This window comes from Streptomyces sp. B5E4 (assembly GCF_039871555.1).
In the GTDB taxonomy this organism is placed as follows: Bacteria; Actinomycetota; Actinomycetes; order Streptomycetales; family Streptomycetaceae; genus Streptomyces.
In genome coordinates, this window is the sequence record NZ_JBDPMI010000020.1 from 122,851 (window position 1) to 145,746 (window position 22,896).

Here is a 22,896-nt window from a genome sequence, read left to right on the forward strand (position 1 = left end):
CGACCGTCACTGTAAGTGTGTCGATGGTGACAGAGGAGAGCGGCCAACCGAGCATTGCACGCGGGCAACGCCGGGTTCGCTCCCTCGGACGGGTGAAAGTCGCTCGAATATCGCTGCCATGGGAACCGCCGGGGCGGTCGTCAGCTCTCGGCGCGGCTGTGCACCCGCGCGATCCAGTCCGCCGGTTTGGCGATCTCCGACTTGGTCGGCAGGGTGTTCGGCGAGGTCCACACCCGGTTGAAGCCGTCCATGCCGACCTGGTCGACGACGTGGCGCACGAAGCGCTCGCCGTCGCGGTACTGGCGGAGCTTTGCGTCCAGGCCCAGCAGCTTGCGCAGCGCCTGGTCCAGCCGGCCCGCGCCGGCCTGGCGGCGCTTGGTGAACTTCTCCCGGATCTCCGCGACCGACGGCACGACCTGCGGGCCCACGCCGTCCATCACGTAGTCGGCATGCCCCTCCAGCAGGGACATCACCGCGGTCAGCCGGCCCAGGATCTCCCGCTGCGCCGGGGTCTGGACGACCTCGACGATGCTGCGCTCCTCGCCGCCCTCCTCCTTGCCGCCGCTGAGGCTCTGGAACGCCTCGCGCACCCGGTCCAGCAGGGTGGCGGGGTCGATCTCGGTCTCGCCGAGGAACGACTGGATCTCGCCTTGCAGGTGGTCGCGCAGCCACGGCACGGCGGTGAACTGCGTGCGGTGGGTCTCCTCGTGGATGCAGACCCACAGCCGGAAGTCGTGCGGGGCGACCTCCAGCTCGCGCTCCACGTGGACGATGTTCGGCGCGACGAGCAGCAGCCGGCCCTGGCCCGCGCCGCCGCTGCCCGTGCCGGCGTGGGCGGCGGGGCCGCCGGGCAGGTCGCGGGTGGCGGGGGCGAAGGTCTCGTACTGCCCGAGGACGCGGGAGGACAGGAAGGACAGCAGCATCCCCAGCTCGACGCCGGTGATCTTGCCGCCGACGGCGCCCAGGACGGTTCCGCCGGGGAGGCCGGAGCGGCGCTTGTCCATCTTCTCCAGCAGTGGCGCGAGGACGGCGCGGAAGCCCGCGACGTTCGCCCTGATCCAGCCGGGGCGGTCGACGACGAGGATCGGGGTGTCGTGCCGCGGGTCGGCGCCCTCGGGATACATCCGGGAGAACTCGCGTACGTGCTCCTCGGCCGACCGGGCGTGCGCCCGCAGCTCGCCGACGATGGCGCGCGCCTCGTCCCGGCTCACCTCGGGGCCCGGCCGCACGAGCCGCGTCGCGGTCGCAACCGCGAGATTCCAGTCGACCATCTCCGCACCACCGATGCTCGTCATCTCTTCACCGTACGTGCCCACGCGGCCGAGCGGGAGCGCGCAGCCCCCGGAACCGGCTACGGGAGGGCCCGTAGGGGACCCGCCGGGCCCGGCGGGGAGCGCGCCGAGGGCCGGGGCGGCGGGGAGGTCGCCCGAACGAGGGAGGAGGTTCACTTCTCGTTCACTTCGGACAAGGAATCGATTCACCTGTTCTGCGTAAATTCAGCAACGAAGGGTGAACAGCGCAGGCGAGACGGAGGGGAACGCGCATACCTGGGGGAGAGGTCTCGCTCCAGCACCGCCAGAACCGCAAAGGACCCCCACCGTGAAGCTTCCCCGCACCACCCGGATGCGCGCCGCGGCCGCCGGCTCGCTCGCCCTCGCCGGCGCCCTCGTCCTCGGCGCCTGCGGGTCGGACGACAACACCGGCGGCTCCGGCTCGACCGGCGGCGGCGCCCAGTCCGCCGCCGACGACGTGAAGTGCGCCGGCTCCGGCGAGCTGCTGGCGTCGGGCTCCTCCGCGCAGAAGAACGCCGTCGACCAGTGGGTCAGCGACTTCCAGGGCATCTGCCCGGACATCACCGTCAACTACAAGGCCACCGGCTCGGGGGCCGGCATCCAGGAGTTCCTGCAGGGCAAGACCGGGTTCGCCGGTTCAGACTCGGTACTGAAGCCCGAGGAGGTGCAGGCGTCGAAGAAGGTGTGCAAGGACGGCGAGGCCATCAACATCCCGATGCTCGGCGGGCCCATCGCCATCGGCTACAACGTCGAGGGAGTCGACGACCTCGTCCTCGACGCGGACGTCCTCGGCCGGATCTTCTCCGGCGCGATCACCACCTGGAACGACCCGGCCATCGCCGACCTCAACCCCGACGCGGACCTGCCGGACACCAAGATCCAGCCGGTGCACCGCTCGGACGAGTCGGGCACCACCGACAACTTCACCCAGTACCTCGCCGCCACCGCCCAGAACACCTGGCCGCACGAGCCCGGCAAGAAGTGGCCCGTCCAGGGCGGCCAGGCCGCGGACGGCTCCGCCGGGGTCTCCTCGCAGGTGAAGCAGACCGACGGTGCCATCTCGTACTTCGAGCTGTCCTTCGCCACCGCGAGCGACATCAACACCGTGAAGCTCGACACCGGCGCCGCCGAGCCCGTCGAGGCCACCAGCGCGAACGCCTCCAAGGCCATCGCCGGCGCCAAGGTCACCGGCACCGGCAAGGACCTGGCGATGCAGCTCGACTTCACCACCGACACCAAGGGCGCCTACCCCCTGACCCTCCTCACCTACGAGATCGCCTGCGACACGGGCAACCACAAGGACAACCTCGGAAAGGTCAAGTCCTTCCTCGGCTACACCGCGAGCGAGGCCGGCCAGTCGAAGCTGAGCCAGCTCGGCTACGCCCCGCTGCCCGCGGAGATCGTCGGGAAGGTCCGTACGACCGTGGAGTCACTCTCCTGACCGCCGACCCGGACCCCCGCAGCCCCCGCGCCGACCTGCGCGGGGGCCCGGAGGGCGCGGGTCCCGCATCCGGTGCACCGCCGCCGGGACGGCAGGCGCACACCCCCGCGCTGCCGCCCCACCCCGACGGGAGGCCGCACGTGAGTACCGACACCGACATACGCACCCCCGCCCCGCCGCCGCCGGAGGCGCCGCCGAAGAAGAGCCGCCGCAAGGGCGCCACCCGCCTCGGCGACCGCGTCTTCGCCGGGCTGTCGAAGGGCTCCGGGATCACCCTGCTGGTGATCATGGGCGCGATCGCCGCGTTCCTCGGGTACCGCGCCGCGCTCGCCCTCGCCAAGAACGAGGGCAACTTCTTCACCACCTTCGAGTGGAACGCCAATGCCGACCCGCCGGTCTTCGGTATCGCGGTGCTGGCCTTCGGCACGATCGTCTCGTCGGTCATCGCCATGGTCATCGCGGTGCCGGTCGCGGTGGGCATCGCGCTGTTCGTCACCCACTACGCACCGCGCAGGGTGGCGGCGCCCCTCGCGTACGTCATCGACCTGCTGGCCGCCGTCCCGTCGATCGTCTACGGCCTGTGGGGCGCGCTGTACCTCGTGCCGCACCTCATCGGCCCGTACGAGTGGCTGGACGACTTCCTGGGCTGGACCGTCGTCCTCTCGTTCGACGGCAGTGCCCCGCGCTCCCTGATGACCGCCGGCGTCCTGCTGGCGATCATGATCCTGCCGATCATCACCAACGTCAGCCGCGAGGTCTTCCGCCAGGCGCCGCAGACGCACCAGGAGGCGGCGCTGGCACTGGGGGCCACGCGCTGGGAGCTCATCCGGATGTCGGTGCTGCCCTTCGGGCGCTCCGGCGTCATCTCGGCCTCGATGCTGGGTCTGGGGCGGGCGCTGGGCGAGACGATGGCGGTGGCCACCGTGCTGTCGCCGTCGGCGGTCCTGTCGGCGAAGATCCTGGAGCCCGGCGGCGGGACGTTCGCGCAGAACATCGCCTCGGCGTTCAAGGAGGCCGGGGAGTTCGGGCGGGACGCGCTGATCGCCTCCGGCCTGGTCCTGTTCGTCATCACGCTGCTGGTCAACGGCGCGGCCCGGCTGATCATCGCCCGGCGCAAGGAGTACTCGGGGGCCAACGCATGAGCGCCCCCCGAAGCGTGCCGGACCGGACCGACGCCTTCGCCATCCACCAGCCGCATCTGCCCCGCTGGGCGCCCGCGGGCGTCGCCGCCGCCGCGGCGGCCGCGGCGGTGGCCGTCGGGCTGGGCGCGGGGCTGGCCAGCCGGGTGCAGTGGGGGCTGATCGCCGCGCTGCTCTTCGTGGCCGGACTGTACGCCGTCTCGGCGCGCGCGGAGGGCACCCGCAAGGCGAAGGACCGGCTGGCGACGTCGCTCGTGTGGGGCGCCTTTCTGCTGGCCGTCATCCCGCTGGCGTCGCTGGTCTGGGAGACCGTACGACAGGGCGTCAAGGTCCTCGACGGCTACTTCCTGACCCACTCCATGAACGGCGTCATCGCCATCGCGCCCGGCGGCGGCATCTACCACGCCCTCCTCGGCACCATCGAGCAGGTCGCGCTGGCCACCGCGATAGCCACGCCGATCGGGCTGCTGACCGGCGTGTATCTCGTGGAGTACGGCGGCGGGCGGCTGGCGAAGGCGGTCACCTTCTTCGTCGACGTCATGACCGGCATCCCGTCGATCGTCGCCGGCCTGTTCATCCTCAGCGTCTGGATCATGGGGCTCGGCTTCGGCTACTCCGGCCTCGCCGGCGCCTTCGCGCTGGCCATCCTGATGATGCCGATCGTCGTGCGCTCCACCGAGGAGATGCTGAAGCTCGTCCCCAACGAGCTGCGCGAGGCGTCGTACGCCCTGGGCGTACCGAAGTGGAAGACGATCCTGAAGGTCGTCCTGCCCACCTCCCTCGGCGGCATCACCACCGGCGTCATGCTGGCCGTCGCCCGCATCACCGGCGAGACGGCTCCTCTGTTGCTGCTCGTCTTCGGCAACCCCGCCATCAACTCCGACCCCTTCGAGGGCGCCCAGGCGTCGCTGCCGCTCTACATCTACGAGCAGTGGGCCAACGGCAACAACGCCTCCTTCGACCGCGCCTGGGCCGCCGCCCTGGTGCTCATCGTCTTCGTCATGCTCCTCAACCTGATCGCCCGCCTCATCGCCCGTTTCAAGGCTCCGAAGACCGGCCGCTGACGGCCACGTACGAAAGAGATCCAGCCCCATGGCCAAACGCATCGACATCGGCGACCTGACTGCCTACTACGGCGACTTCAAGGCGATCGACGGCATCTCGATGTCCGTCGAGCCCAAGTCCGTGACGGCCTTCATCGGCCCGTCCGGCTGCGGCAAGTCCACCTTCCTGCGGACCATCAACCGCATGCACGAGGTCACCCCCGGCGCGCGCGTCGAGGGCGAGGTGCGCCTCGACGGCGACGACCTGTACGGACCGGGCGTCGACCCGGTCGGGGTGCGGCGGGTGGTCGGCATGGTCTTCCAGCGGCCGAACCCGTTCCCGACGATGAGCGTGTACGAGAACGTGGCCGCGGGCCTGAAGCTCAACGCCCGCTACAAGAAGTCCGAGCTGGACGACGTCGTGGAGAAGTCCCTGCGCGGCGCGAACCTGTGGAACGAGGTCAAGGACCGCCTGGGCCGTCCCGGTTCGGGCCTGTCCGGCGGCCAGCAGCAGCGCCTGTGCATCGCCCGCGCCATCGCCGTCGAACCGCAGGTGCTCCTCATGGACGAACCCTGCTCCGCCCTCGACCCGATCTCCACGCTGGCCATCGAGGATCTGATGGCCGACCTGAAGGAGCGGTTCACGATCGTGATCGTCACGCACAACATGCAGCAGGCGGCGCGGGTGTCGGACCGTACCGCGTTCTTCAACCTGTCGGCGGTCGGGGAGCCGGGGCGGCTCGTCGAGGTCGGCGACACCGACAAGATCTTCTCCAACCCCGAGGAGAAGGCGACGGAGGACTACATCTCGGGCCGCTTCGGCTGAGCCGAGCAGAAACGCTTCAGCACTACTCGAAGGCCAGGTGCACCAGCCAGTACACCGCCGCCGCCACCCCCGCCGCGGCGGGCATCGTGACGAACCACCCCATCACGATGTTCTTCGCCACCCCCCACCGCACGGCCTTGACCCGCTTCGTCGCGCCGACGCCCATGATCGCCGAAGTGATCACGTGCGTCGTCGAGATCGGCGCGTGGAACATGAACGACGCCGAGTACATGATCCCCGCCGCCGTCGTCTCCGCCGCGAACCCCTGCGGCGGCTGCAGGTCGATGATCCGGCGCCCCAGCGTCCGCATGATGCGCCAGCCGCCCGCGTACGTACCGAGCGACAGCATCAGCGCGCACACCACCTTCACCCACCACGGGATGGCGTCGCCCTCGTCCTCCACGTCCGCGATGACCAGCGCCATCACCACGATGCCCATCGTCTTCTGCGCGTCCTGCAGCCCGTGCCCCAGGGCCATCGCCGCCGCCGAGACCGTCTGCGCCACCCGGAAGCCGCGCTGCGCGCGCCGCGGGGTGGAGCGGCGGAACATCCACAAGATCGCGCACATCACCAGATAGCCGACGCACAGGCCGACGATCGGCGAGACGAACATCGGGATGACGATCTTCTCCAGCACCCCGGACCAGAACACCTTCGACGAGGCCGCCAGCGCCGCGCCGACCATGCCGCCGAAGAGCGCGTGCGAGGACGACGACGGCAGCCCGAAGTACCACGTGATCATGTTCCACGTGATCGCCCCGACGAGGGCGGCGAACAGGATCCACATGCCGTGCGAGCCGTGCGGGGTCTCGATCAGCCCTTCGCTCACCGTCTTGGCGACGCCGCTGCCGAGGAAGGCGCCGGCGAAGTTCATCACCGCGGCCATGAGCAGCGCGGCACGGGGCGTGAGGGCGCGGGTGGAGACGGAGGTCGCGATCGCGTTGGCGGAGTCGTGGAAGCCGTTGGTGTACGTGAAGAAGAGCGCAACCCCGATCGTGACGACAAGCGCGAAGGTGTCCACCGGGCTCAGGACTCCTTGACCGCGATCGTTTCCACGGTGTTCGCGACCTTCTCGAAGGCGTCGGCGGCCTCTTCCAGGACATCGACGATCTGCTTGAGCTTGAGCACCTCGATGGCGTCGTACTTGCCGTTGAAGAGGTGCGCGAGAAGCTTGCGGTGGATCTGGTCGGCCTGGTTCTCCAGCCGGTTGACCTCGATCCAGAACTCCGGCAGGTGGTTGAGCGTACGGAGGTTGGGCATCGCCTCCGCGGTCAGCTCCGCGGCCCGCGCGAGCACCTCGATCTGCTGCTCCACGCCCCGCGGCAGCTCCTCGATCTGGTAGAGGACGACGAGATCGACGGCCTCCTCCATGAAGTCCATGACGTCGTCGAGCGAGCTGGCCAGACGGTAGATGTCCTCGCGGTCGAAGGGCGTGATGAACGAGGCGTTGAGCTGGTGCAGGATCGCGTGGGTGGCGTCGTCGCCGGCGTGCTCCGCAGCGCGCATCCGCTCGGCGATCTCGGCCCGCGCGGAGGAATCCGCCCCGAGCAGTTCCATCAGGAGCTTCGAGCCCGTCACGATGTTGTCGGCCGAGGCGGCGAACATATCGTAGAAGCTCGTCTCCCTGGGGGTCAGACGAAATCGCACGTGATGATCCTCAGTGCTGCGAATATCGGCGAATAGGTCCTGATGATGCTAGGCGAGCCGCACCTGCGGAGCGAACCCGCTGTGCGGAACAGCCGCAGGACAGAATGCCACGAAGGCGGTATCATATACCCCCTGAGGGTATATCGCGCACGGTTCGCATACGGTGGTACGCATACAGCGATACGCGCCGGGCGGATCGAGGCATGGGAAACGGAAGGACGGGGCACGTGACCGACACCACGGCAACGACGGCCGCCGCCGAGACGGCGCCGGGCGCCGGCCCGCACGGCTACAGCAAGGACAAAGAGGCCCACCTCAAACGACTCCGCCGGATCGAGGGCCAGGTCCGCGGTCTGCAGCGGATGGTCGAAGAGGACGTCTACTGCATCGACATACTCACGCAGGTCTCCGCGAGCACGAAGGCGCTGCAGTCCTTCGCGCTGCAGCTTCTGGAGGAGCACCTGCGGCACTGCGTCGCGGACGCCGCCGCCCGGGGCGGCGACGAGATCGACGCGAAGGTCGAGGAGGCCACCGCCGCGATCGCCCGGATGCTGCGCGCGTAACGCGGGGCGGGCGGCCGGCGCCGCTGCTGCGCGCGTACGTGCCGCGCGCAGCGCCCGCGGCCCGCTCCGCCGCGCGCTCCCGCGCCGGGCTTCTGCGCCGCGTTCCCCTGCGTCAGGTACCCCGCGCGCCGCTCCGCGGCGCCACATGCCCCGTCGCTACGGCGTGATCTCCTGCCGGCCGCGCCTGCGGTCCAGCTCGGAGCCGCGCCGCTCGGCTTCCACCCTCAGCACTTCGTCGATGCGGTCGTCGCTCAGCCGCTCTTCCGGTGCGCTCGTCGCCGCGATGATCAATTCACCGCACAACTCGATTTCGGCGAGAGCCACATGGTCCTGGACGGCCGACCCCCGACCCACGTGCAATCACCCCACTTCCCCTTGCACACCCGCCGGCAGCCGGGCTCACCGCTCAGAGTAGGTAGGGCGGCACAGTCCGCGCATGACACGTCTGGACCATTTACGGCCCCGGCCTTCCCGGGCGAATCCCGACGCCCCCGCGCAAACGGCCGGAATCAACTCCCGCTAGGGCGCGGGCTGTTGGCGGCCCTGCCGAACCGTTCCGGCATAGATGTCGCGCTCGGCGGGCAGCGCCACCTCGGCCGGCGCCCCGAAATCGTAGGTTTCGACGGTCGACGCCACCCGCACCGGTGAGTCGCCGGACAGCGCGAACTCGTGCCGCACCCGGCGCGGCCGGCCGGCCTCGTCCAGATACGCGTCGAACGGCACCGCGTCCTGGACGAACCCGTCGGCCGCGGCCGCCAGCGCACCGCGCGCGTACGGGGACGCCGCGCGGGCGGCGCGGTGGAGGTCGGCCGTGCCCTCGTAGTGCCGGACGACGCTGTCGCCGACCCGCTCCTGGCCCACGTACCGCACCTCCCGGGCGCCGCGCAGCAGTTCCGCGGCGGTCAGCGGGTCGGTGGCGCCATTCGTGACGAGGTTGCCGTCGGAGAGCCGGGTCGTGTCGAGCCGGAGCCACTTGTCGGCGGGGACGCCGGCGCCGCGGTTCTTCATGTACAGCTCACCGCCCGCGTACAGCTCCGTGATCGGCTCCTCCTCCGCCTGCGGCATCACCACCCGCAGCAGGCCGCGCCGGCCCGCGTAGTCGAAGGCGCCGTCGCCGCTGACGGTGACCCGGGTGCCGCCGCTGATCATCTCCATCGCCGTACGCGCCCGGGAACTGCCCGCGCCCGCCAGCGCGTCGGCGGCGCGCTGCACGGCGGTGAGCGGGTCGCCGCCCGGGTGTTCGTCGGCCGCGGCGCCGCTCTCCGAGCAGCCGGCGGTGGCGGACAGGGCCGCCGCGGCGAGCACGCCGAGGAGCGCGAGCGCGGGCCGGGCCGCGGGGGCGGCACCGGGGCGCGCGGGCGTGGTGCCGGTACGTACGGTCCGCCGCTGTTCCGCCGCCATCTCTCGCTACCCCCGGCCGGTGTTTCCTCCGGTTCGCTTAACGATGTGGAGGGGGCACCGTCACGGTCTGTCCCACCGCGGTACCGTGACCGCGTGCTCAGCGACGGACCCGGCGACGGGCCGGGTGACCCCCAGGGCGGCGCGGGTTCCGACGGCCCGTACGGCGGCGGGACGCACCGTACGTCGACCGCCGAGCAGGGCGCGTTCGCCTACGCCCGGTGCACCTGCGGCTGGACGGGGCCGGCCCGCCGCGCCCGCTCCCGCGCCCGTACGGACGCCGCGGACCACCTGCCGGACGGGATCGGCTGAGGGCGCGTACCGGCAGGCGTTGCTACTTGGGGGTAGCGAAGGGTGGACTCCATACGCTGTGCTGTCCCGATGGACAGGCGCACAGTGCTCCGTACCGCCCTCGCCGCCGGCGTGGGCGCCGCCGGCGTCGCCGGCTGCTCGGGCGACGACGACGGTGGGAAGCCCGACCCCAAGCCCAGCGGCTCCGGCTCCGGCAGCAGCGGCCCGACGACAGGACCGCCGGACTGGCCCGCGCTCGCGCAGTCCCTCGCCGGCCGCCTCGTCCTCCCCGGGCACGACGACTACCGCGTCGCCGCCCAGCAGTACAACACCCGCTTCGACGACCTGCGCCCCGCCGCCGTCGCCTACGTCGACCACGCCGACGACGCCGCCGAGTGCCTGCGCTTCGCCCGCGCCGCCGGCGTCCCCGTCTCCGTCCGCAGCGGCGGCCACTCCTACGCCGGCTTCTCCAGCGGCAACGGCCACCTCGTCGTCGACGTCTCGGCCCTCTCCGGCATCGACGCCGACTCCGACACCGCGACCGTCGGCGCGGGGGCGCGCACCATCGACGTCTACGAGGCCCTCGCCGTCCGCGGCCGGACCATACCCGCCGGCTCCTGCGCCACGGTCGGCATGGCGGGCCTCACCCTCGGCGGCGGCCACGGGGTCGTCTCGCGCGCGTACGGGCTCACCTGCGACCACCTCCGCGGCGCCACCGTCGTCACCGCCGACGGCAAGACCGTCGAGTGCTCGGCGGACGAGAACGAGGACCTGTTCTGGGCGCTGCGCGGCGCCGGCGGCGGCAACTTCGGGGTCGTCACCGAACTGCGCTACGACACCCGCGAGGCCGCGGACGTCGTCGCCGCGAACATGGTGTGGCCCTGGTCGAAGGCCGAGGCGCTGCTGACCACCTGGCAGCGGTGGGGCCCCGACCAGCCCGACGAGCTGTGGTCCGCGGTGCACTTCGGCAACACCCGCGGCGGCGAGCCGACGATCTCCGTGGCCGCGCTGTCGCTGGGCACCGAGGACGACATGCACACCGCCGTCGACTTCCTCGCCGACCAGGCCGGCGGCCCCGGACCCGCCGAGGACGTCTCCATCGGCCCGCAGTCGTACATCCACGCCATGCGCTCGTACGCGGGCTGCGCCCAGGCCGACCGCGAGCAGTGCCGGCTGCAGGGCAGCGTCCCGGGCCGCAACGCGCGCGGCATCATGCAGCGCGACACGTTCGCGGCGCGCTCCGACTTCTACGACGAGCCGCTCGGCGCCGGCGGCATCGGCACGCTGCTGGACCGGGCGGAGAAGGCGTCGCGGGCGGCGGACGCGCTGTTCATCCTCACGGCGCTGGGCGGGGCGGTGAACCGGGTGCCGGTGGCGGACACGGCGTTCGTGCACCGGGGGTCGCGGGTGCTCGCGCAGTACATCTCGTCGTGGGACGAGGGCGAGGACGGCGGCCCCGGCGAGCGCTGGCTGGCGGACACGCACGCGGCGATGCGGGAGCACGCCTCGGGGGCGGCGTACCAGAACTACACGGATCCGGAACTGCGGAAGTGGCGCGGCGCGTACTACGGGCCGGCGGCGGAGCGGCTGGCGAAGGTGAAGGACCGGTACGACCCGGAGCGGCTGTTCGACTTCGACCAGGCGGTGTAGGCGCCCAGGCGCGGAGCACTTCGGGGGGCGCGTTGGCGCGCGCGCCCGGCGGGGAGTGCTGCCGTACGCCCCGGGCCCCGGCCGCCGTAGCCGCCCGGGAGCCCGCCGCCGTACCCGCTACGCCGCCAACTCGTCGCCGTCCCGGCCGCCTCCGCCGCCGCGTTCCAGCGGCTCCGTCCGCGCCGCCGGGACCGCGCCGGGCCCGGTCGCCGGGTCCCGGTCCGGCCCGGCGTCCGCCGCGTCCGGGTCGCCGACGAGCCACTCGGGCGCCCGTCTCACCAGGGGCATCAGCCCGGCCGTCGCCGCCGGCGCCAGCAGCAGCGCCACCGACGTGCCGAGGGCGATGCCGCCGACGACGTCCGAGGGGTAGTGCACGCCCAGGTAGACCCGGCTCAGCGCCTCCAGCAGCGCCAGCGCCAGCGCGGCGAGCCCGTACCGCTTGCTCGCCATGAAGATGCCGACCGCCAGCGCCATGGCGACCGAGGTGTGGTCGCTGACGAAGGAGTACCCGGTCGTGCCGGGGAGCAGGACCTCCAGGCCCTCGTGCTCCCGGAACGGGCGCGGGCGCTCCACGATCGCGCGGATCGGCATGTTCGCCAGCAGCGCGAGCGCCGCCGCCAGCGGGCCCCACAGCAGCGCGGCCACGGCCGGCACCGCGCCCGTACGCCGGCGCACGCGCCACCAGCACACGACCAGCAGCACGCCCAGCAGCCCGATCAGCCCGTACTCGCCAAGGAACGCCGCCCCGCGGTCGAACCAGGGCGGCGTGGAGTCCGCGACGCCGTTGATGTCGAACAGCACGGAAACGTCGGCGTTCGACCCGCTCGGGGGTGCCCCCGCCAGGTGCAGCGAACGCATGTCCACTCGGCTCCTCTCCCCACCCGTTTCCCGCTGATCGGCGAATGCCGTCTTCCCTATTGCAACGGTCCCGCTCGCCCTTTGCAACGGCGCCACGGCGGTCGGCGTTCCGGCTGCGACCGAAAGATCACCGGGAGGTTATCGAAGAGTGACCGTCCGTGCGGCCCGTACGACACCCCCGCGCGGCGGCCCGTCGCACGTCAGCGCTTCGGCAGCGCCTCGGCGCCGGCCTCGGTGACCCGGGTCGCGCCGAAGTAGTCGGGCGAGTCGATCGGATCGAAGCGGATCACGGCTCCGGTGTAAGGGGCGTCGATCATGTAGCCGCCCCCCACATACAGGCCGACGTGGTGGATGGAGCGCGAGTCGTTCATGTCGTACGCGAAGAACACCAGGTCGCCGGGCAGCAGTTCGTCCCTGCCGGGGTGCGGCCCGGCGTTCCACTGGTCGTTCGCCACCCGCGGCAGCTCGATGTCCACCGAGGCGTACGCGGCCTTCGTCAGACCCGAACAGTCGAACCGGCCGCCTTCCTCCGGCGTGCCGTCACCGCCCCACAGATAGGGAGTCCCGAGCTTGTCCTGCGCGTAGTGGATGGCGCCGGCGGCCTGCTTCGAGGGCGACAGGCGGGAGGTGGGGGCGGCGAAGCTCTCCTCCAGGGCGCTGATGATCTGCACGTAGTTCTGCGTCTCGCGGTACGGGGGCACGCCGTTGTACTTGATGACGGCGTACGGGCCGGCGTTGTACGCAGCGAGCATGTTGTCGGTCGGGTCGCCGGGCACGTCCTCGACGTAGCCGGCGAGCTTGCAGTCGTACGTGGCCGCCGAAGGGATGGCGTCCTCGGGGTCGTTGATGTTGCGCTCGCCGTCGCCGTTGGCGTCGATGCCGTGGGTGGCCCAGGTGCCGGGCATGAACTGCGCGATGCCGCGCGCGTCGGCGGGGCTGACGGCGTTGGGGTCCCAGCCGCTCTCCTGGTACAACTGCGCGGCGAGCAGGGCGGGGTTGAGGGCCGGGCAGAGGTTGCCCCACTCCTGCACCAGCGACTGGTACGTCGCGGGCACGGCGCCCTTCGCCAGGCCGACGCCGCGGGCGGCGATGCCGGACGCGGCGGTGTACGTGCCGACGACGAGCAGGGCCAGGAACGACAGGACCATCCCCGACCCCAGCGCCACGAACAGCCAGAGCTTGCGCACCCCTCAACCATCCCTCATCGGGCCCCGGCTGTCTGCCCGTTCCCTGCTCAACGTCCCTTGCCCGTACGGCCCTTCGCGCACAGCGCCGCGTCGGCCGCCCCCTGCAGGTCCGCCAGCCGGTCGCCCTCGGCGGCCCACGTCGTCGTGTAGACGGTGACCGTCCCGCGGCCCCGGTCGGCCCGCCCGCCGGCGACGGAGTCGCCCGGCAGGTCGCCGCCGTGGCCCCAGTACACGCCGCCGCAGCTCAGCGGGAACGACGCGACGCCGTAGCCGTACCGGCTGCCCTCGGGGTAGGTGTCCTGGCCGCCGACGTCGGTGGTGTCGTGCGTCATCGTCCGCAGCGCCCAGCCGGGCAGCAGTCTGCCGCCGAAGAGTGCGTTCCAGAAGGCGTTCTGGTCCTTCGGCGTGGTCACGAGGCCACCGGAGGCACCGAACTCGTAGCCGGGCAGCTCGGTCACGTCGGTGACGCCGGCCTCGGGATCGATCGGATGGACGCCGTAGTTGCGGGCGTGCGGGCCGCGTATCGTCAGCTCGCCCTTCGCGGGCCAGTACGTGTCCTTCAGTTGCAGGGGCTCGATGAGGGTGCGTTCGATGTACGTGCGGTAGTCCTCGCCGGTGACACGATTCATCAACAGGCCGAGCGCGAGGTAGTTGGTGTTGGAGTAGCCCCAGCGGGCGCCGGGTTCGAAGTCGGCGGGGTGGTCGAGGGCGAGCGCGAGGTACTCCTCCTCGGTGGCGGCGCGGCTCCAGTCGACGAACTGCAGGTACTCCGGCAGCCCGCTGGTCTGCTTGAGCAGGTGCCGCACGGTGACGCCGGTGCCCGCGAGCTGCGGCACGTACCGCGCGGCGGGCGCGTCGAGCCGCACCTCGCCCGCGGCGACCAGCCGCATCACGGCGGTGGCGGTGAACGCCTTGGTGTTGCTGGCCATCCGGTAGCGGCCCTCGGCGCCGACCATGGGCCGCCCGGTCGCGGTGTCGGCGATGCCCGCGGTACGGGTCGTGCGCCCGTCGTAGGCGAGGGCGCCGGGGACGCCGTCGCGCTCGACGAGGGCGTCGAGGCGGCTCTGTACGGGGTCGGGGGCGGTCCCGGCGCCGTGGGCGGCGGCGACGGGCGCGGCGGCGCCGGTAACGACGGCGGCGAGGAGGGCTGCGGCCCCGGCGCGGCGGGCGGCGGTGCGGGTGCGGTTCACGGTGTCTCCCTGGGTCGTGGTGTGGCGGGCTCCACCCTCGTCCCCGTACGCCCGGTGATCACTGGTGCCGACCGCCGGACCCGTGGTGGCGCCAGCACCACCCCCGCCCGTACCGCACGGCCACCTGCGTCCGCCCTCACCTGAGGTGTTGACATAGAGAACACTCCAAACGGCATGGGCGGGGCGCCGGAGGGCATGGAGATGATGGCCTCCGACCAGGTCGCCGAGTCGATCGTCGGGGCGCTGAACCAGCCGGAGGGCGTCGACGTCAACACGGTCGTCATGCGCCCCATCGGCCAGCCCGTACAAGGCACTTGGACGCGCCGCCGGCGCACCCCCGCGTACGACCCGCTCCGCGCCCGCCCGCCACCGCACCCCGGCGGCCGGCGGGCGCGCCCGCGTCAGGCCGTGTCAGGCACCGGCCCGCCGGCCTCCGCGCCCGGCGCCGTCTCCGACGAGCCCGCCCCGGCCGCGTCCGCCACCTCCGCCGCAGCCGCCGACACCTCCGGCCCTCCCGCCTCGTGCAGGGACGCCCCGACACCGCTGACCGCGCCGACGAGCACCACTACCCCCGAGACGACCGTCATCCCTTCGAACACATCCGCCGCCTTCCCTAGGGCCTGTTTGAGTCAAATCCACCAACGAGGCCCGCCCGGCGCCCGTCACCGCGACGGCGACTCTTCACATACTCCGATTCGACACAGGTCGGACAAGCCGATCGCCTCCCCGGCCCCGCAGGCACGCAGCGTTGCCAATAGTCACCTAACGTGATACACACAGGAAAGCCAGTGGTGAGCGCCGAACACCCTTGTGAAATCCCCGCGGTTGACGCCAAATCGACTCTCACGAGGGCATCATCAGGGAGGATGGACAATGACTCCTGCCGTCCACACCGGACGGCAACACAGCGCATGGGGCGGTGAGTTACGACATGTTCCTGGCAGCCGACAAGGGCGACATCAACACCATCATCGGCGGGATCGCCCCTGACTGGGGCCCCTTCGGAAGCCTGGGCCAAGAAGCGCGCGTGATGATCGAAGTGGTCATGGCCGTCGCGATCCTGCTGTGCCTGGGCATCGCGATCTGGGGCGCGGCCAAGCAGCGCATCGGCGCGACCGCGCTGCGCGACACGTTCAGCGCGGAGCAGGGCAAGGGGCTGATCGTGGCGGGTCTGACGGGAGTGTTCATCATCGGCTCCCTCGGCACCGTGTTCACGATCGTGTACGGAATGGCGGTGTAGGCCGGGCCGTGACTTCAGGGCCAGGCGTACGGCGAACGGCGGTGCGGCACACGGCGGCGGGACGTCGCCCGAGCCCGCGACCCGGGAGGCAACCACCCCCCGGCCGCGGTCCGGGGACCCCCGTAGGACGTCAGACGGCGCACCGCTACCTTCTTGTGCCCACGGCACGCCGGTGCAACGCGGCACCGGCGCACGGAGGGGGGGACCCGGCATGAGCCACGACGACGACTACGCCGACTACGCCACCTCCGAACCCGGCACCCGCACCCGCTTCGCCGAGGGCGACAACGACGCCCGCTACGGCACCCGCCGCGGCGGCCGCGTCTCGCCCTCCCGCGCGATGGTCACGGTCGTGGGCGTGGTGGTCCTCCTGATCGCCGCCATCGCCTTCGCAAACCGCGGCGGCAACACCGAAGACGACCCCGAATCCACGGCCGACCCCGACACCACGGCGCAACCCACCTCCCCCACAGGCGACGCCCCCGTCAAGAACACCACCGACGGCATCCCCGCAGGCTTCCCCCAGACCACAGCGGGCGCCCAGTCGGCGGCGGCGAACTTCGCCGTCGCGCTCGGCGGCGACCAGATGTTCACGCCAGAAGGCCGGCACGAGCTGGTCGACGCCCTGTACACCCCGGATCTGGCCGAGAAGACCAAGACCGGCATGGACGCGGCGTACACCGAAGACTTCCTCGCCAATCTCGGCCTCGACGCCGAGGGCGAGCCGCCCTCCGGCATGACCTTCATCTCCCGGACCATCCCGATCGGCACGACCGTCAAGGAGTACGAGGACGGCACGGCCACCGTCGCCGTCTGGTACACCGGCCTGATCGGCCTGGCGGGTCCCGATTCGGACGTGCCCGTACGCACCACCTGGCACACCTGGACCTTCGAACTCCAGTGGTCGGACGGCGACTGGAAGATCGCCGCCGACTCCCAGAAGCGGGGCCCTGCCCCCGTCCCCGGTGACGTACCGGCGGCGACCGACGAGCAGATCGAGGACGCCGTCGAGCAGTTCGGAGGCTTCACCTATGCCCGGTAGCCCGCGGCGCCGCGTCGCCTCAGCCCTGACCCTGCTCGCCGGCGCGCAGGCCACCCTGCTGCTCGCCGCCCCCCGCGCCCTCGGTGCCGTACCCGCGCAGGACGACGGCGGCGCCTGCGACAGCCTCATCGGCCCCGCCCGGGACTACTGCGAAAAGGAAGACGACGGCGGCCGCTCCGCGCCCAACTCGCCGGGAGACGTCACCGAATCCGTCGATCCGCTGTCCTCGTTGGCGAAGGGGTGTGCCGAAGCCGCCGCCTGGACCATCGACAAGCTCTCCGACGCCGTCACCTCCACCACCACCGTCGACTTCACCAACGCCACCTTCCTGCGCCAGTACGCCGTCGTCTTCGCCGCCTCCACCATCCTCACCCTCACCCTCTGGCTCCTCGCCGTCGCCAAGCGCGCCATCCGCGGCGCCCCCCTCGGCGAAGCCCTCGGCGAGGCCATCGGCTTCCTCTGGCTCACCGTCCTCGCCTCCGCCTTCACCCCCCTCGTCCTCTACACCCTCGTCACCGCCACCGACTCCGTCACCGAAGCCATCGCCTCCGGTACGTCGTCCAATACCGACACCTTCTTCGGCGGCTTCTCCGAAGCGCTCAAGAAGGGCGAGGACATCGGCGGCGGGCCGATCATGCTCATCGTCGTCTCGCTCGTGTCCGTGCTCGCCGCGGGCGTGCTCTGGCTGGAGCTCGTCATCCGCGCGGCGCTCCTCTACGTCGGCGCCCTCCTCGGCACCGCCGTCTACGCCGGGCTCGTCGACAAGAACATGTGGCACCACGTCCGCCGCTGGGCCGGGATCATGATCGCCGTGATCCTCGTCAAGCCGGTCATCGTCATCGTCCTGGGCCTCGCCGGCGCCCTCTCCGCCGAGGAAGGACCCGACGCCTTCTCCGCCGTCGTCTCCGGCCTCGCGATCATCCTGCTCGCCATCTTCGCCAGCGCGATGATCTACCGCTTCGTGCCCGGCTTCGGCGACGAGATCATGACCGCCAAGCAGGGCCGCCGCGCCACCTCCGCCAACCCCGCCTCCGCCGTCATGGCCACCCCCGCCGCCCTCGTCACCGCCGGCATGAAGACCCACGGCTCCCGCACCTCGTCCTCCGGCCCGGCCGGCGGCGCCACCGGCGAGTCCCGCTCCGCCGCCAAGCCCGCCAACCCCGTCGCCGGCGGCGTCTCCGCCCACAGCACGCGCCCGCAGCAGTCCGCCCCGCCCAAGCCCAGCACCGCCAACCACAGCTCCGGCTCCGGCTCGCAAGGCGGCCGCAGCACGCCCCCGCAGTCCGCCCAGCCGCCCGGAAACAGGAGGTGACCTGCGGTGACCACGCACGACACACCACCGATCACCCCCCGTCGCACGTACCTCATCGGCAAGGCCCGCCCCAACGCCATCGTCGGCCGCAACCGCGAGACCGGCGAGATCGGCATGATCATCGGCGGCGCCTTCCTCGGCATGATGTGCGGCCTCCTCGTCCCCGTGCTGACGCTGCGCATCGTGCTGCTCATGGGCTTCCCGATGCTCGCCCTCGCCGCCGTCTACGTCCCGTACCGCGGCCGCACCTTCTACCGCTGGTTCGAGATCAGCCGCAGCCACCGCCGCCTCCTGCGCAGCGGCGCCGCCGTCTACCGCTCCGGCGCCCAGGAAGCCGGCACCCGCCTCAGCGGCGAGGAGGTCGCCGTCGGTACCCCTCCCGGCATCGGCCGCATCAACTGGATGGTCGCCCCCTTCGGCCCCGACGAGATCGCCGTCCTGCTGCACGCGGACCGCCGCACGGTCACCGCCGTCATAGAGATCGAGGGCCCCGGCGTCGGCCTGCGCGACAGCGAGGACCAGGAAGCCCTCGTCGACCGCTTCGGCACGCTGCTCAAGCACGCCGCCAACGGCGACGGCTTCGTACGCCGCCTGCAGATGCTCGCCCGTACGCTGCCCGCCGACCCCGACGCGCACGCCAAGGACGTCTCGCAGCGCGGCGATCCGCGCGCGCCGCAGTGGATAAAGGGCTCGTACGACCAGCTCCAGTCCATGGTCTCCACCTCCTCCGAGCAGCACCGCGCCTACCTCGTCGCCTGTATGCCCTACACCCGCGACCTCGGCCAGGAGGCCACGGTCATGGGCCGCGCGACCAAGCAGAGCCGCGACGAGTGCATCGCCGTCATCATGGCCCGGGAGCTGGGCGACATCTGCGCCCGTCTCGCCGAGGCCGACATCCGCGTACGCCAGCCGCTGGGCATCGCACGCCTGTCGGCCCTCGTGCACTCCATGTACGACCCGGACCACCCCATCGACCACATTCAGGCCATGACCCAGCGCAACGCCTGGCCGGCCGAACTGGACGCCGTAGACCCGCAGTACCTGCGCGCCAAGACCCGCGAGTCGGCGACCCGCGACCCCTGGTGCCACTCCACTGCGTGGGTGAAGGAATGGCCGATGACCCCGGTCGGCGTCAACTTCCTCGCCCCGCTCCTCGTCCACACCCCGGACGTCATCCGCACGGTCGCCGTATGCATGGACCTGGAGCCCACAGAAGTGGCCATCGAGCGGATGCTGACGGAGAAGACCAACGACGACGCCGAGGCGTCCCGGCAGGCGAAGATGAACCGCGTCGTCGACCCCCGGGACATCGCCCACCACGAGCGCATCGACCAACGCGGCGAGGACCTCGCCTCCGGCGCCGCCGGCGTCAACATCGTCGGCTACCTCACGGTCTCCGCCCGCTCCCCCGAAGCACTCGCCCGCGACAAGCGCACGATCCGCGCCTCGGCGGGGAAGTCATACCTGAAACTGGAATGGTGCGACAGAGAGCACCACCGCGCCTTCGTGAACACCCTGCCTTTCGCGACCGGGATCAGGTGACCCCCATGGCCCAGCGGTTGATGCTCCCCTACGACAGGGAACGCGTGGCGCACCGCGCCCCGTCGCCCCACGCCCCGGTCCCCGCCCGGAAGGGCACCCCGTGCGAGCGCCGACACCACCGCGCGTTCGTCAGCACCCCGCCCTTCGCGACCGGGATCAGGTGACCCCCCATGGCCGACCTCCTCGATCTGGCGACGCGCGCCTTCGCGGGCTTCGTCTTCGGCAAGACGGAGACCCAGCGGCTGCCCGTGCGCACTTCCTCCGCGCAGGCGCAGGCCGTCTATCTCCCCACCGCCGCGCCCGGCCTGGGCGACTCCGGCGTGATCATCGGCCGCGAGGTCTACAGCGGCAAGGGCTACATCTACGACCCCTTCCAGCTCTACGGCCAGCAGCTCCCCGCGCCGCACTGGCTGGTGCTCGGCGAGTCCGGTAACGGCAAGTCCGCGCTGGAGAAGACCTACGTCCTGCGCCAACTGCGCTTCCGCGACCGCCAGGTCGTCGTGCTCGACGCCCAGGGCGAGGACGGCGTCGGCGAATGGGCGCTCATCGCGCAGGAGCTCGGCATCACCCCCATCCGCCTCGACCCCCTCGCCGCCCTCGACAGCGGCATCCGCCTCAACCCGCTCGACCCGGCGATCACCACCACCGGCCAGCTCGCCCTGCTCCGTACGATCATCGAAGTCGCCACCGGCAGCGGCCTCGACGAGCGCTCCGGCTTCGCCCTCAAGGTCGCCCACGGGCACGTCACCGGGACCGTCACCGACCGCCAGCCGGTGCTCACCGACATCGTCGAGCAGCTTCGCCACCCCGCGCCGACGGCCGCCGAGGCCATGAACGTCGACGTCGAGGACGTCCGCAACTGGGGCCTGGACGTCGCCCTCGTCCTCGACCGCCTCGTCGACGGCGACCTGCGCGGCATGTTCGACGGCCCGACGACCGTCGGCATCGACCTCGACTCGCCGCTCATCATCTTCGACCTCTCCCACATCGACCGGAACTCGATCGCCATGCCGATCCTCATGGCGATCGTCGGCGTGTGGCTGGAGCACACCTGGATCCGCCCCGACCGCAAGAAGCGCATCTTCCTGGTCGAAGAGGCGTGGCACATCATCAACTCCCCCTTCGTCGCCCAGCTCTTCCAGCGGCTGCTGAAGTTCGGCCGCCGGCTCGGCCTGTCCTTCGTCGCCGTCGTGCATCACCTGTCGGACGTCGTGGACGGCGCCGCGGCGCGGGAGGCGGCGGCGATCCTGAAGATGGCGTCGACACGTACGATCTACGCCCAGAAAGCGGACGAGGCCCGCGCGACGGGAAAAGTCCTCGGACTGCCACGCTGGGCCGTCGAGATCATCCCGACCCTGACGCCCGGCATCGCCGTCTGGGACGTCAACGGCAATGTCCAGGTCGTCAAGCACCTGGTGACCGAGGCCGAACGGCCGCTGGTCTTCACCGACCGGGCGATGACGGAGTCCTCTCCGGTACCGGCCCTGGAGGCGGCGGACGACACCGGTCCGGTGGTGAGGGCGAAGGAATCGACGGTGGCCTGAGATGGCGCAGGGTCGCGGTGGACGAAACGGGGGCGGACGGGAGCAGGGCAGTCCGGAGCGAGGCATCCCCGACGCCCTGCTCCTCGGCATTCTGGCGTTTCTGCTCGGTCTGACGATCCTGGCGTGGACGGCGACGGGTCTGTCCGGGCTGCTGGCGCACGGCGCGTGGCCGGACGGCGTCACGTTCACGCGGACGCCGCTGGCGATGCGCGAGCTGGTCTCCGAGCCGCACGACCTGCCGGCCGCCTGGCCGGACACGCCACCGGCGTCCCTGTCGGGGTGGGGGCTGTTCTGGGGCGTGTTCATCAGCCAGTTGATGGTGATCGGTACGTTCACGCTCGTGGGGATGACGACGCTGGCGAGCTGGCGGGCGCGCCGCGCGGCGGCTCGCAAGGCGGCCGCGGGAGACGAGGCCCTGGCAGACGGCCTGGAGGACCGGTACGAGGACACGGAGCCCCCGGCGCCCGCGCCCCGGACCCGACCGCCCGTACGACAGCCGGAGCCACGCCCGCAGCCCACGCAGCCGCTGCCCACGGTCCCGCGGCAGGGCCCGGCGCAGTCCCCGACCGGACTGCCGCCGCATGCGGGCCCGCTGGTGTTCCGCAAGGGCAGCCCGACGGCGGTGTCGGTCACCCGGGAGACGCTGCTGGGGGCAGAGGGCCCGGCGCTCGTCATCACCTCCGACGCGACCCTGTGGGCGGACACCAAGGACGCCCGCGCCAAGCTCGGCCCCGTCCTCGTCTACGACCCGGGGCAGCTCTGCGACACCCCGGACCGTCTCCGCTGGTCCCCGGCCACCGGCTGCAAGGACCGCGCCACGGCCTCCGCCCGGGCAGCGGCCCTCCTCCGCCCGGTACGCCCCCAGCACCGTACGGACACGACGGTGGCGGACACCGCGGAGACGATGCTGGCGTGCTGGCTCCACGCCGCCGCCGTAGCGGACCGCCCCTTCGCCCAGGTCCACCGCTGGGCCCAGGGCACAGGCGCTCACGAACCGGTGGGCATCCTGCGCTCGGCCCCCGAGGCGGCATCGGGCGCGGCCGGCGAACTGGAGTCGGCGCTGACCGGGCATCCGGAGCGCCGGGACGCGGCGGCGGAGCTGGTGGCGACGGCGCTGGAGGGCATGTCGTCGATCCATATGCGCAACGCATCCAAACCGACCCGAGCAGATTCGCTCGTATTGGAGTCATTCATCGCCGAAGGGGGAACGCTTTATCTGGTGGGCGAAGCCATCGAGGGTCCCCGGTCCCGGCCGGGTGCGATGCCACTGCTCACCGCCCTCGCCACAGACGTGGTCGAGCACGGCCGCCGCATGGCCGCAGGGTCATCCACCGGCCGGCTCGACCCACCACTCACCCTCGTCCTCGACGACGTCGCCGCAGTCGCGCCCCTCGCCCAGCTCCCCGCCCTCCTCACCGAAGGCGACCGCGAGGGACTGCCGACACTGGCCACGATGCGCTCGCCGGAACAGGCGCGCAGCCGCTGGCCGGGGCTGTCGCTGGGGGTGTGAGGGGTGCAGAAATGACTCAACCCCCGGACGGTGTCCGGGGGTTGAGTACTAAAGATTGTTCGGCGGTGACCTACTCTCCCACACGGTCCCCCATGCAGTACCATCGGCGCGGTCGGGCTTAGCTTCCGGGTTCGGAATGAGACCGGGCGTTTCCCCAACGCTATGACCACCGAAACACTAT

22 protein-coding genes and 1 rRNA gene are annotated in these 22,896 nt (G+C 71.7%); 13 read left to right on the forward strand and 10 right to left on the reverse strand.

Annotation, left to right across the window (positions count from 1 at the left end; genetic code table 11):
- Positions 1–140: 140 nt before the first annotated feature.
- A complete protein-coding gene (locus ABGA99_RS24075) occupies positions 141–1,295 on the reverse strand; it encodes a zinc-dependent metalloprotease (RefSeq protein ID WP_347574919.1) in 1,155 nt (384 codons plus the stop codon).
- A gap of 304 nt (positions 1,296–1,599) precedes the next feature.
- Here ABGA99_RS24075 and pstS point away from each other — a divergent pair, with 304 nt between their 5' ends.
- The 4 genes from pstS to pstB all read left to right on the forward strand — a co-directional run bounded on the left by pstS (position 1,600) and on the right by pstB (position 5,741).
- Positions 1,600–2,733, forward strand: a complete 1,134-nt coding sequence (gene pstS, locus ABGA99_RS24080; protein WP_347574918.1) for a phosphate ABC transporter substrate-binding protein PstS — start codon at positions 1,600–1,602, stop codon at positions 2,731–2,733.
- A 158-nt stretch (positions 2,734–2,891) separates the two neighbouring features.
- Positions 2,892–3,875: a phosphate ABC transporter permease subunit PstC gene (gene pstC, locus ABGA99_RS24085; RefSeq protein WP_347575307.1), complete on the forward strand. Its 984-nt coding sequence runs from the start codon at positions 2,892–2,894 to the stop codon at positions 3,873–3,875.
- Positions 3,872–4,936, forward strand: a complete 1,065-nt coding sequence (gene pstA, locus ABGA99_RS24090) for a phosphate ABC transporter permease PstA (protein WP_347583405.1) — start codon at positions 3,872–3,874, stop codon at positions 4,934–4,936. The genes pstC and pstA overlap by 4 nt, the downstream gene beginning before the upstream one ends.
- 28 nt (positions 4,937–4,964) lie before the next feature.
- The gene (gene pstB / locus ABGA99_RS24095; protein WP_347574916.1) at positions 4,965–5,741 is read left to right on the forward strand and encodes a phosphate ABC transporter ATP-binding protein PstB; all 777 of its coding nucleotides are present in this window, start codon (positions 4,965–4,967) and stop codon (positions 5,739–5,741) included.
- Between the two features lie 22 nt (positions 5,742–5,763).
- On the opposite strand, the gene ABGA99_RS24100 is transcribed toward pstB, so the two are convergent.
- Both ABGA99_RS24100 and ABGA99_RS24105 read right to left on the reverse strand, forming a co-directional pair.
- Positions 5,764–6,762: an inorganic phosphate transporter gene (locus ABGA99_RS24100; RefSeq protein ID WP_347574915.1), complete on the reverse strand. Its 999-nt coding sequence runs from the start codon at positions 6,760–6,762 to the stop codon at positions 5,764–5,766.
- Between the two features lie 5 nt (positions 6,763–6,767).
- Positions 6,768–7,388: a DUF47 family protein gene (locus ABGA99_RS24105; protein ID WP_026276740.1), complete on the reverse strand. Its 621-nt coding sequence runs from the start codon at positions 7,386–7,388 to the stop codon at positions 6,768–6,770.
- Between the two features lie 227 nt (positions 7,389–7,615).
- Here ABGA99_RS24105 and ABGA99_RS24110 point away from each other — a divergent pair, with 227 nt between their 5' ends.
- Positions 7,616–7,951: a metal-sensitive transcriptional regulator gene (locus tag ABGA99_RS24110; RefSeq protein ID WP_347574914.1), complete on the forward strand. Its 336-nt coding sequence runs from the start codon at positions 7,616–7,618 to the stop codon at positions 7,949–7,951.
- A gap of 156 nt (positions 7,952–8,107) precedes the next feature.
- Here ABGA99_RS24110 and ABGA99_RS24115 read toward each other — a convergent pair whose 3' ends face one another.
- On the reverse strand, positions 8,108–8,305 hold the full coding sequence (locus tag ABGA99_RS24115) for a hypothetical protein (protein WP_326797376.1): 198 nt from the start codon (positions 8,303–8,305) through the stop codon (positions 8,108–8,110).
- Positions 8,306–8,470: 165 nt separating this feature from the next.
- Positions 8,471–9,352: a hypothetical protein gene (locus ABGA99_RS24120; RefSeq protein ID WP_347574913.1), complete on the reverse strand. Its 882-nt coding sequence runs from the start codon at positions 9,350–9,352 to the stop codon at positions 8,471–8,473.
- A gap of 93 nt (positions 9,353–9,445) precedes the next feature.
- On the opposite strand from ABGA99_RS24120, the gene ABGA99_RS24125 reads away from it, so the two are divergent.
- On the forward strand, positions 9,446–9,661 hold the full coding sequence (locus ABGA99_RS24125; protein WP_347574912.1) for a hypothetical protein: 216 nt from the start codon (positions 9,446–9,448) through the stop codon (positions 9,659–9,661).
- Between the two features lie 69 nt (positions 9,662–9,730).
- A complete protein-coding gene (locus ABGA99_RS24130) occupies positions 9,731–11,290 on the forward strand; it encodes an FAD-binding oxidoreductase (RefSeq protein WP_347574911.1) in 1,560 nt (519 codons plus the stop codon).
- A gap of 117 nt (positions 11,291–11,407) precedes the next feature.
- On the opposite strand, the gene ABGA99_RS24135 is transcribed toward ABGA99_RS24130, so the two are convergent.
- From ABGA99_RS24135 to ABGA99_RS24150, 4 genes are all read right to left on the reverse strand, one after another.
- Entirely contained in the window at positions 11,408–12,148 is a 741-nt protein-coding gene (locus ABGA99_RS24135) for a phosphatase PAP2 family protein (RefSeq protein WP_347574910.1), read from the reverse strand.
- A gap of 200 nt (positions 12,149–12,348) precedes the next feature.
- On the reverse strand, positions 12,349–13,335 hold the full coding sequence (locus tag ABGA99_RS24140) for a bifunctional lytic transglycosylase/C40 family peptidase (RefSeq protein WP_347574909.1): 987 nt from the start codon (positions 13,333–13,335) through the stop codon (positions 12,349–12,351).
- 47 nt (positions 13,336–13,382) lie between these two features.
- Positions 13,383–14,525, reverse strand: a complete 1,143-nt coding sequence (locus ABGA99_RS24145) for a serine hydrolase domain-containing protein (protein ID WP_347574908.1) — start codon at positions 14,523–14,525, stop codon at positions 13,383–13,385.
- 401 nt (positions 14,526–14,926) lie between these two features.
- On the reverse strand, positions 14,927–15,112 hold the full coding sequence (locus ABGA99_RS24150) for a hypothetical protein (RefSeq protein ID WP_347574907.1): 186 nt from the start codon (positions 15,110–15,112) through the stop codon (positions 14,927–14,929).
- Between the two features lie 344 nt (positions 15,113–15,456).
- On the opposite strand from ABGA99_RS24150, the gene ABGA99_RS24155 reads away from it, so the two are divergent.
- The 6 genes from ABGA99_RS24155 to ABGA99_RS24180 all read left to right on the forward strand — a co-directional run bounded on the left by ABGA99_RS24155 (position 15,457) and on the right by ABGA99_RS24180 (position 22,715).
- The gene (locus ABGA99_RS24155) at positions 15,457–15,765 is read left to right on the forward strand and encodes a hypothetical protein (protein ID WP_018840935.1); all 309 of its coding nucleotides are present in this window, start codon (positions 15,457–15,459) and stop codon (positions 15,763–15,765) included.
- A 211-nt stretch (positions 15,766–15,976) separates the two neighbouring features.
- Positions 15,977–16,807, forward strand: a complete 831-nt coding sequence (locus tag ABGA99_RS24160) for a hypothetical protein (RefSeq protein WP_347574906.1) — start codon at positions 15,977–15,979, stop codon at positions 16,805–16,807.
- The gene (locus ABGA99_RS24165) at positions 16,797–18,119 is read left to right on the forward strand and encodes a hypothetical protein (RefSeq protein WP_347574905.1); all 1,323 of its coding nucleotides are present in this window, start codon (positions 16,797–16,799) and stop codon (positions 18,117–18,119) included. Before ABGA99_RS24160 ends, ABGA99_RS24165 begins: the two co-directional genes overlap by 11 nt.
- Positions 18,120–18,125: 6 nt before the next feature.
- Positions 18,126–19,661, forward strand: a complete 1,536-nt coding sequence (locus ABGA99_RS24170) for an SCO6880 family protein (RefSeq protein WP_347574904.1) — start codon at positions 18,126–18,128, stop codon at positions 19,659–19,661.
- Between the two features lie 170 nt (positions 19,662–19,831).
- A complete protein-coding gene (locus tag ABGA99_RS24175; RefSeq protein ID WP_347574903.1) occupies positions 19,832–21,205 on the forward strand; it encodes an ATP-binding protein in 1,374 nt (457 codons plus the stop codon).
- 1 nt (position 21,206) lies between these two features.
- On the forward strand, positions 21,207–22,715 hold the full coding sequence (locus ABGA99_RS24180; RefSeq protein ID WP_347583406.1) for a type VI secretion protein: 1,509 nt from the start codon (positions 21,207–21,209) through the stop codon (positions 22,713–22,715).
- A gap of 57 nt (positions 22,716–22,772) precedes the next feature.
- Here the strand turns inward: ABGA99_RS24180 and rrf are convergent.
- Positions 22,773–22,889, reverse strand: a 5S ribosomal RNA gene (rrf, locus tag ABGA99_RS24185).
- Between the last annotated feature and the right edge of the window lie 7 nt (positions 22,890–22,896).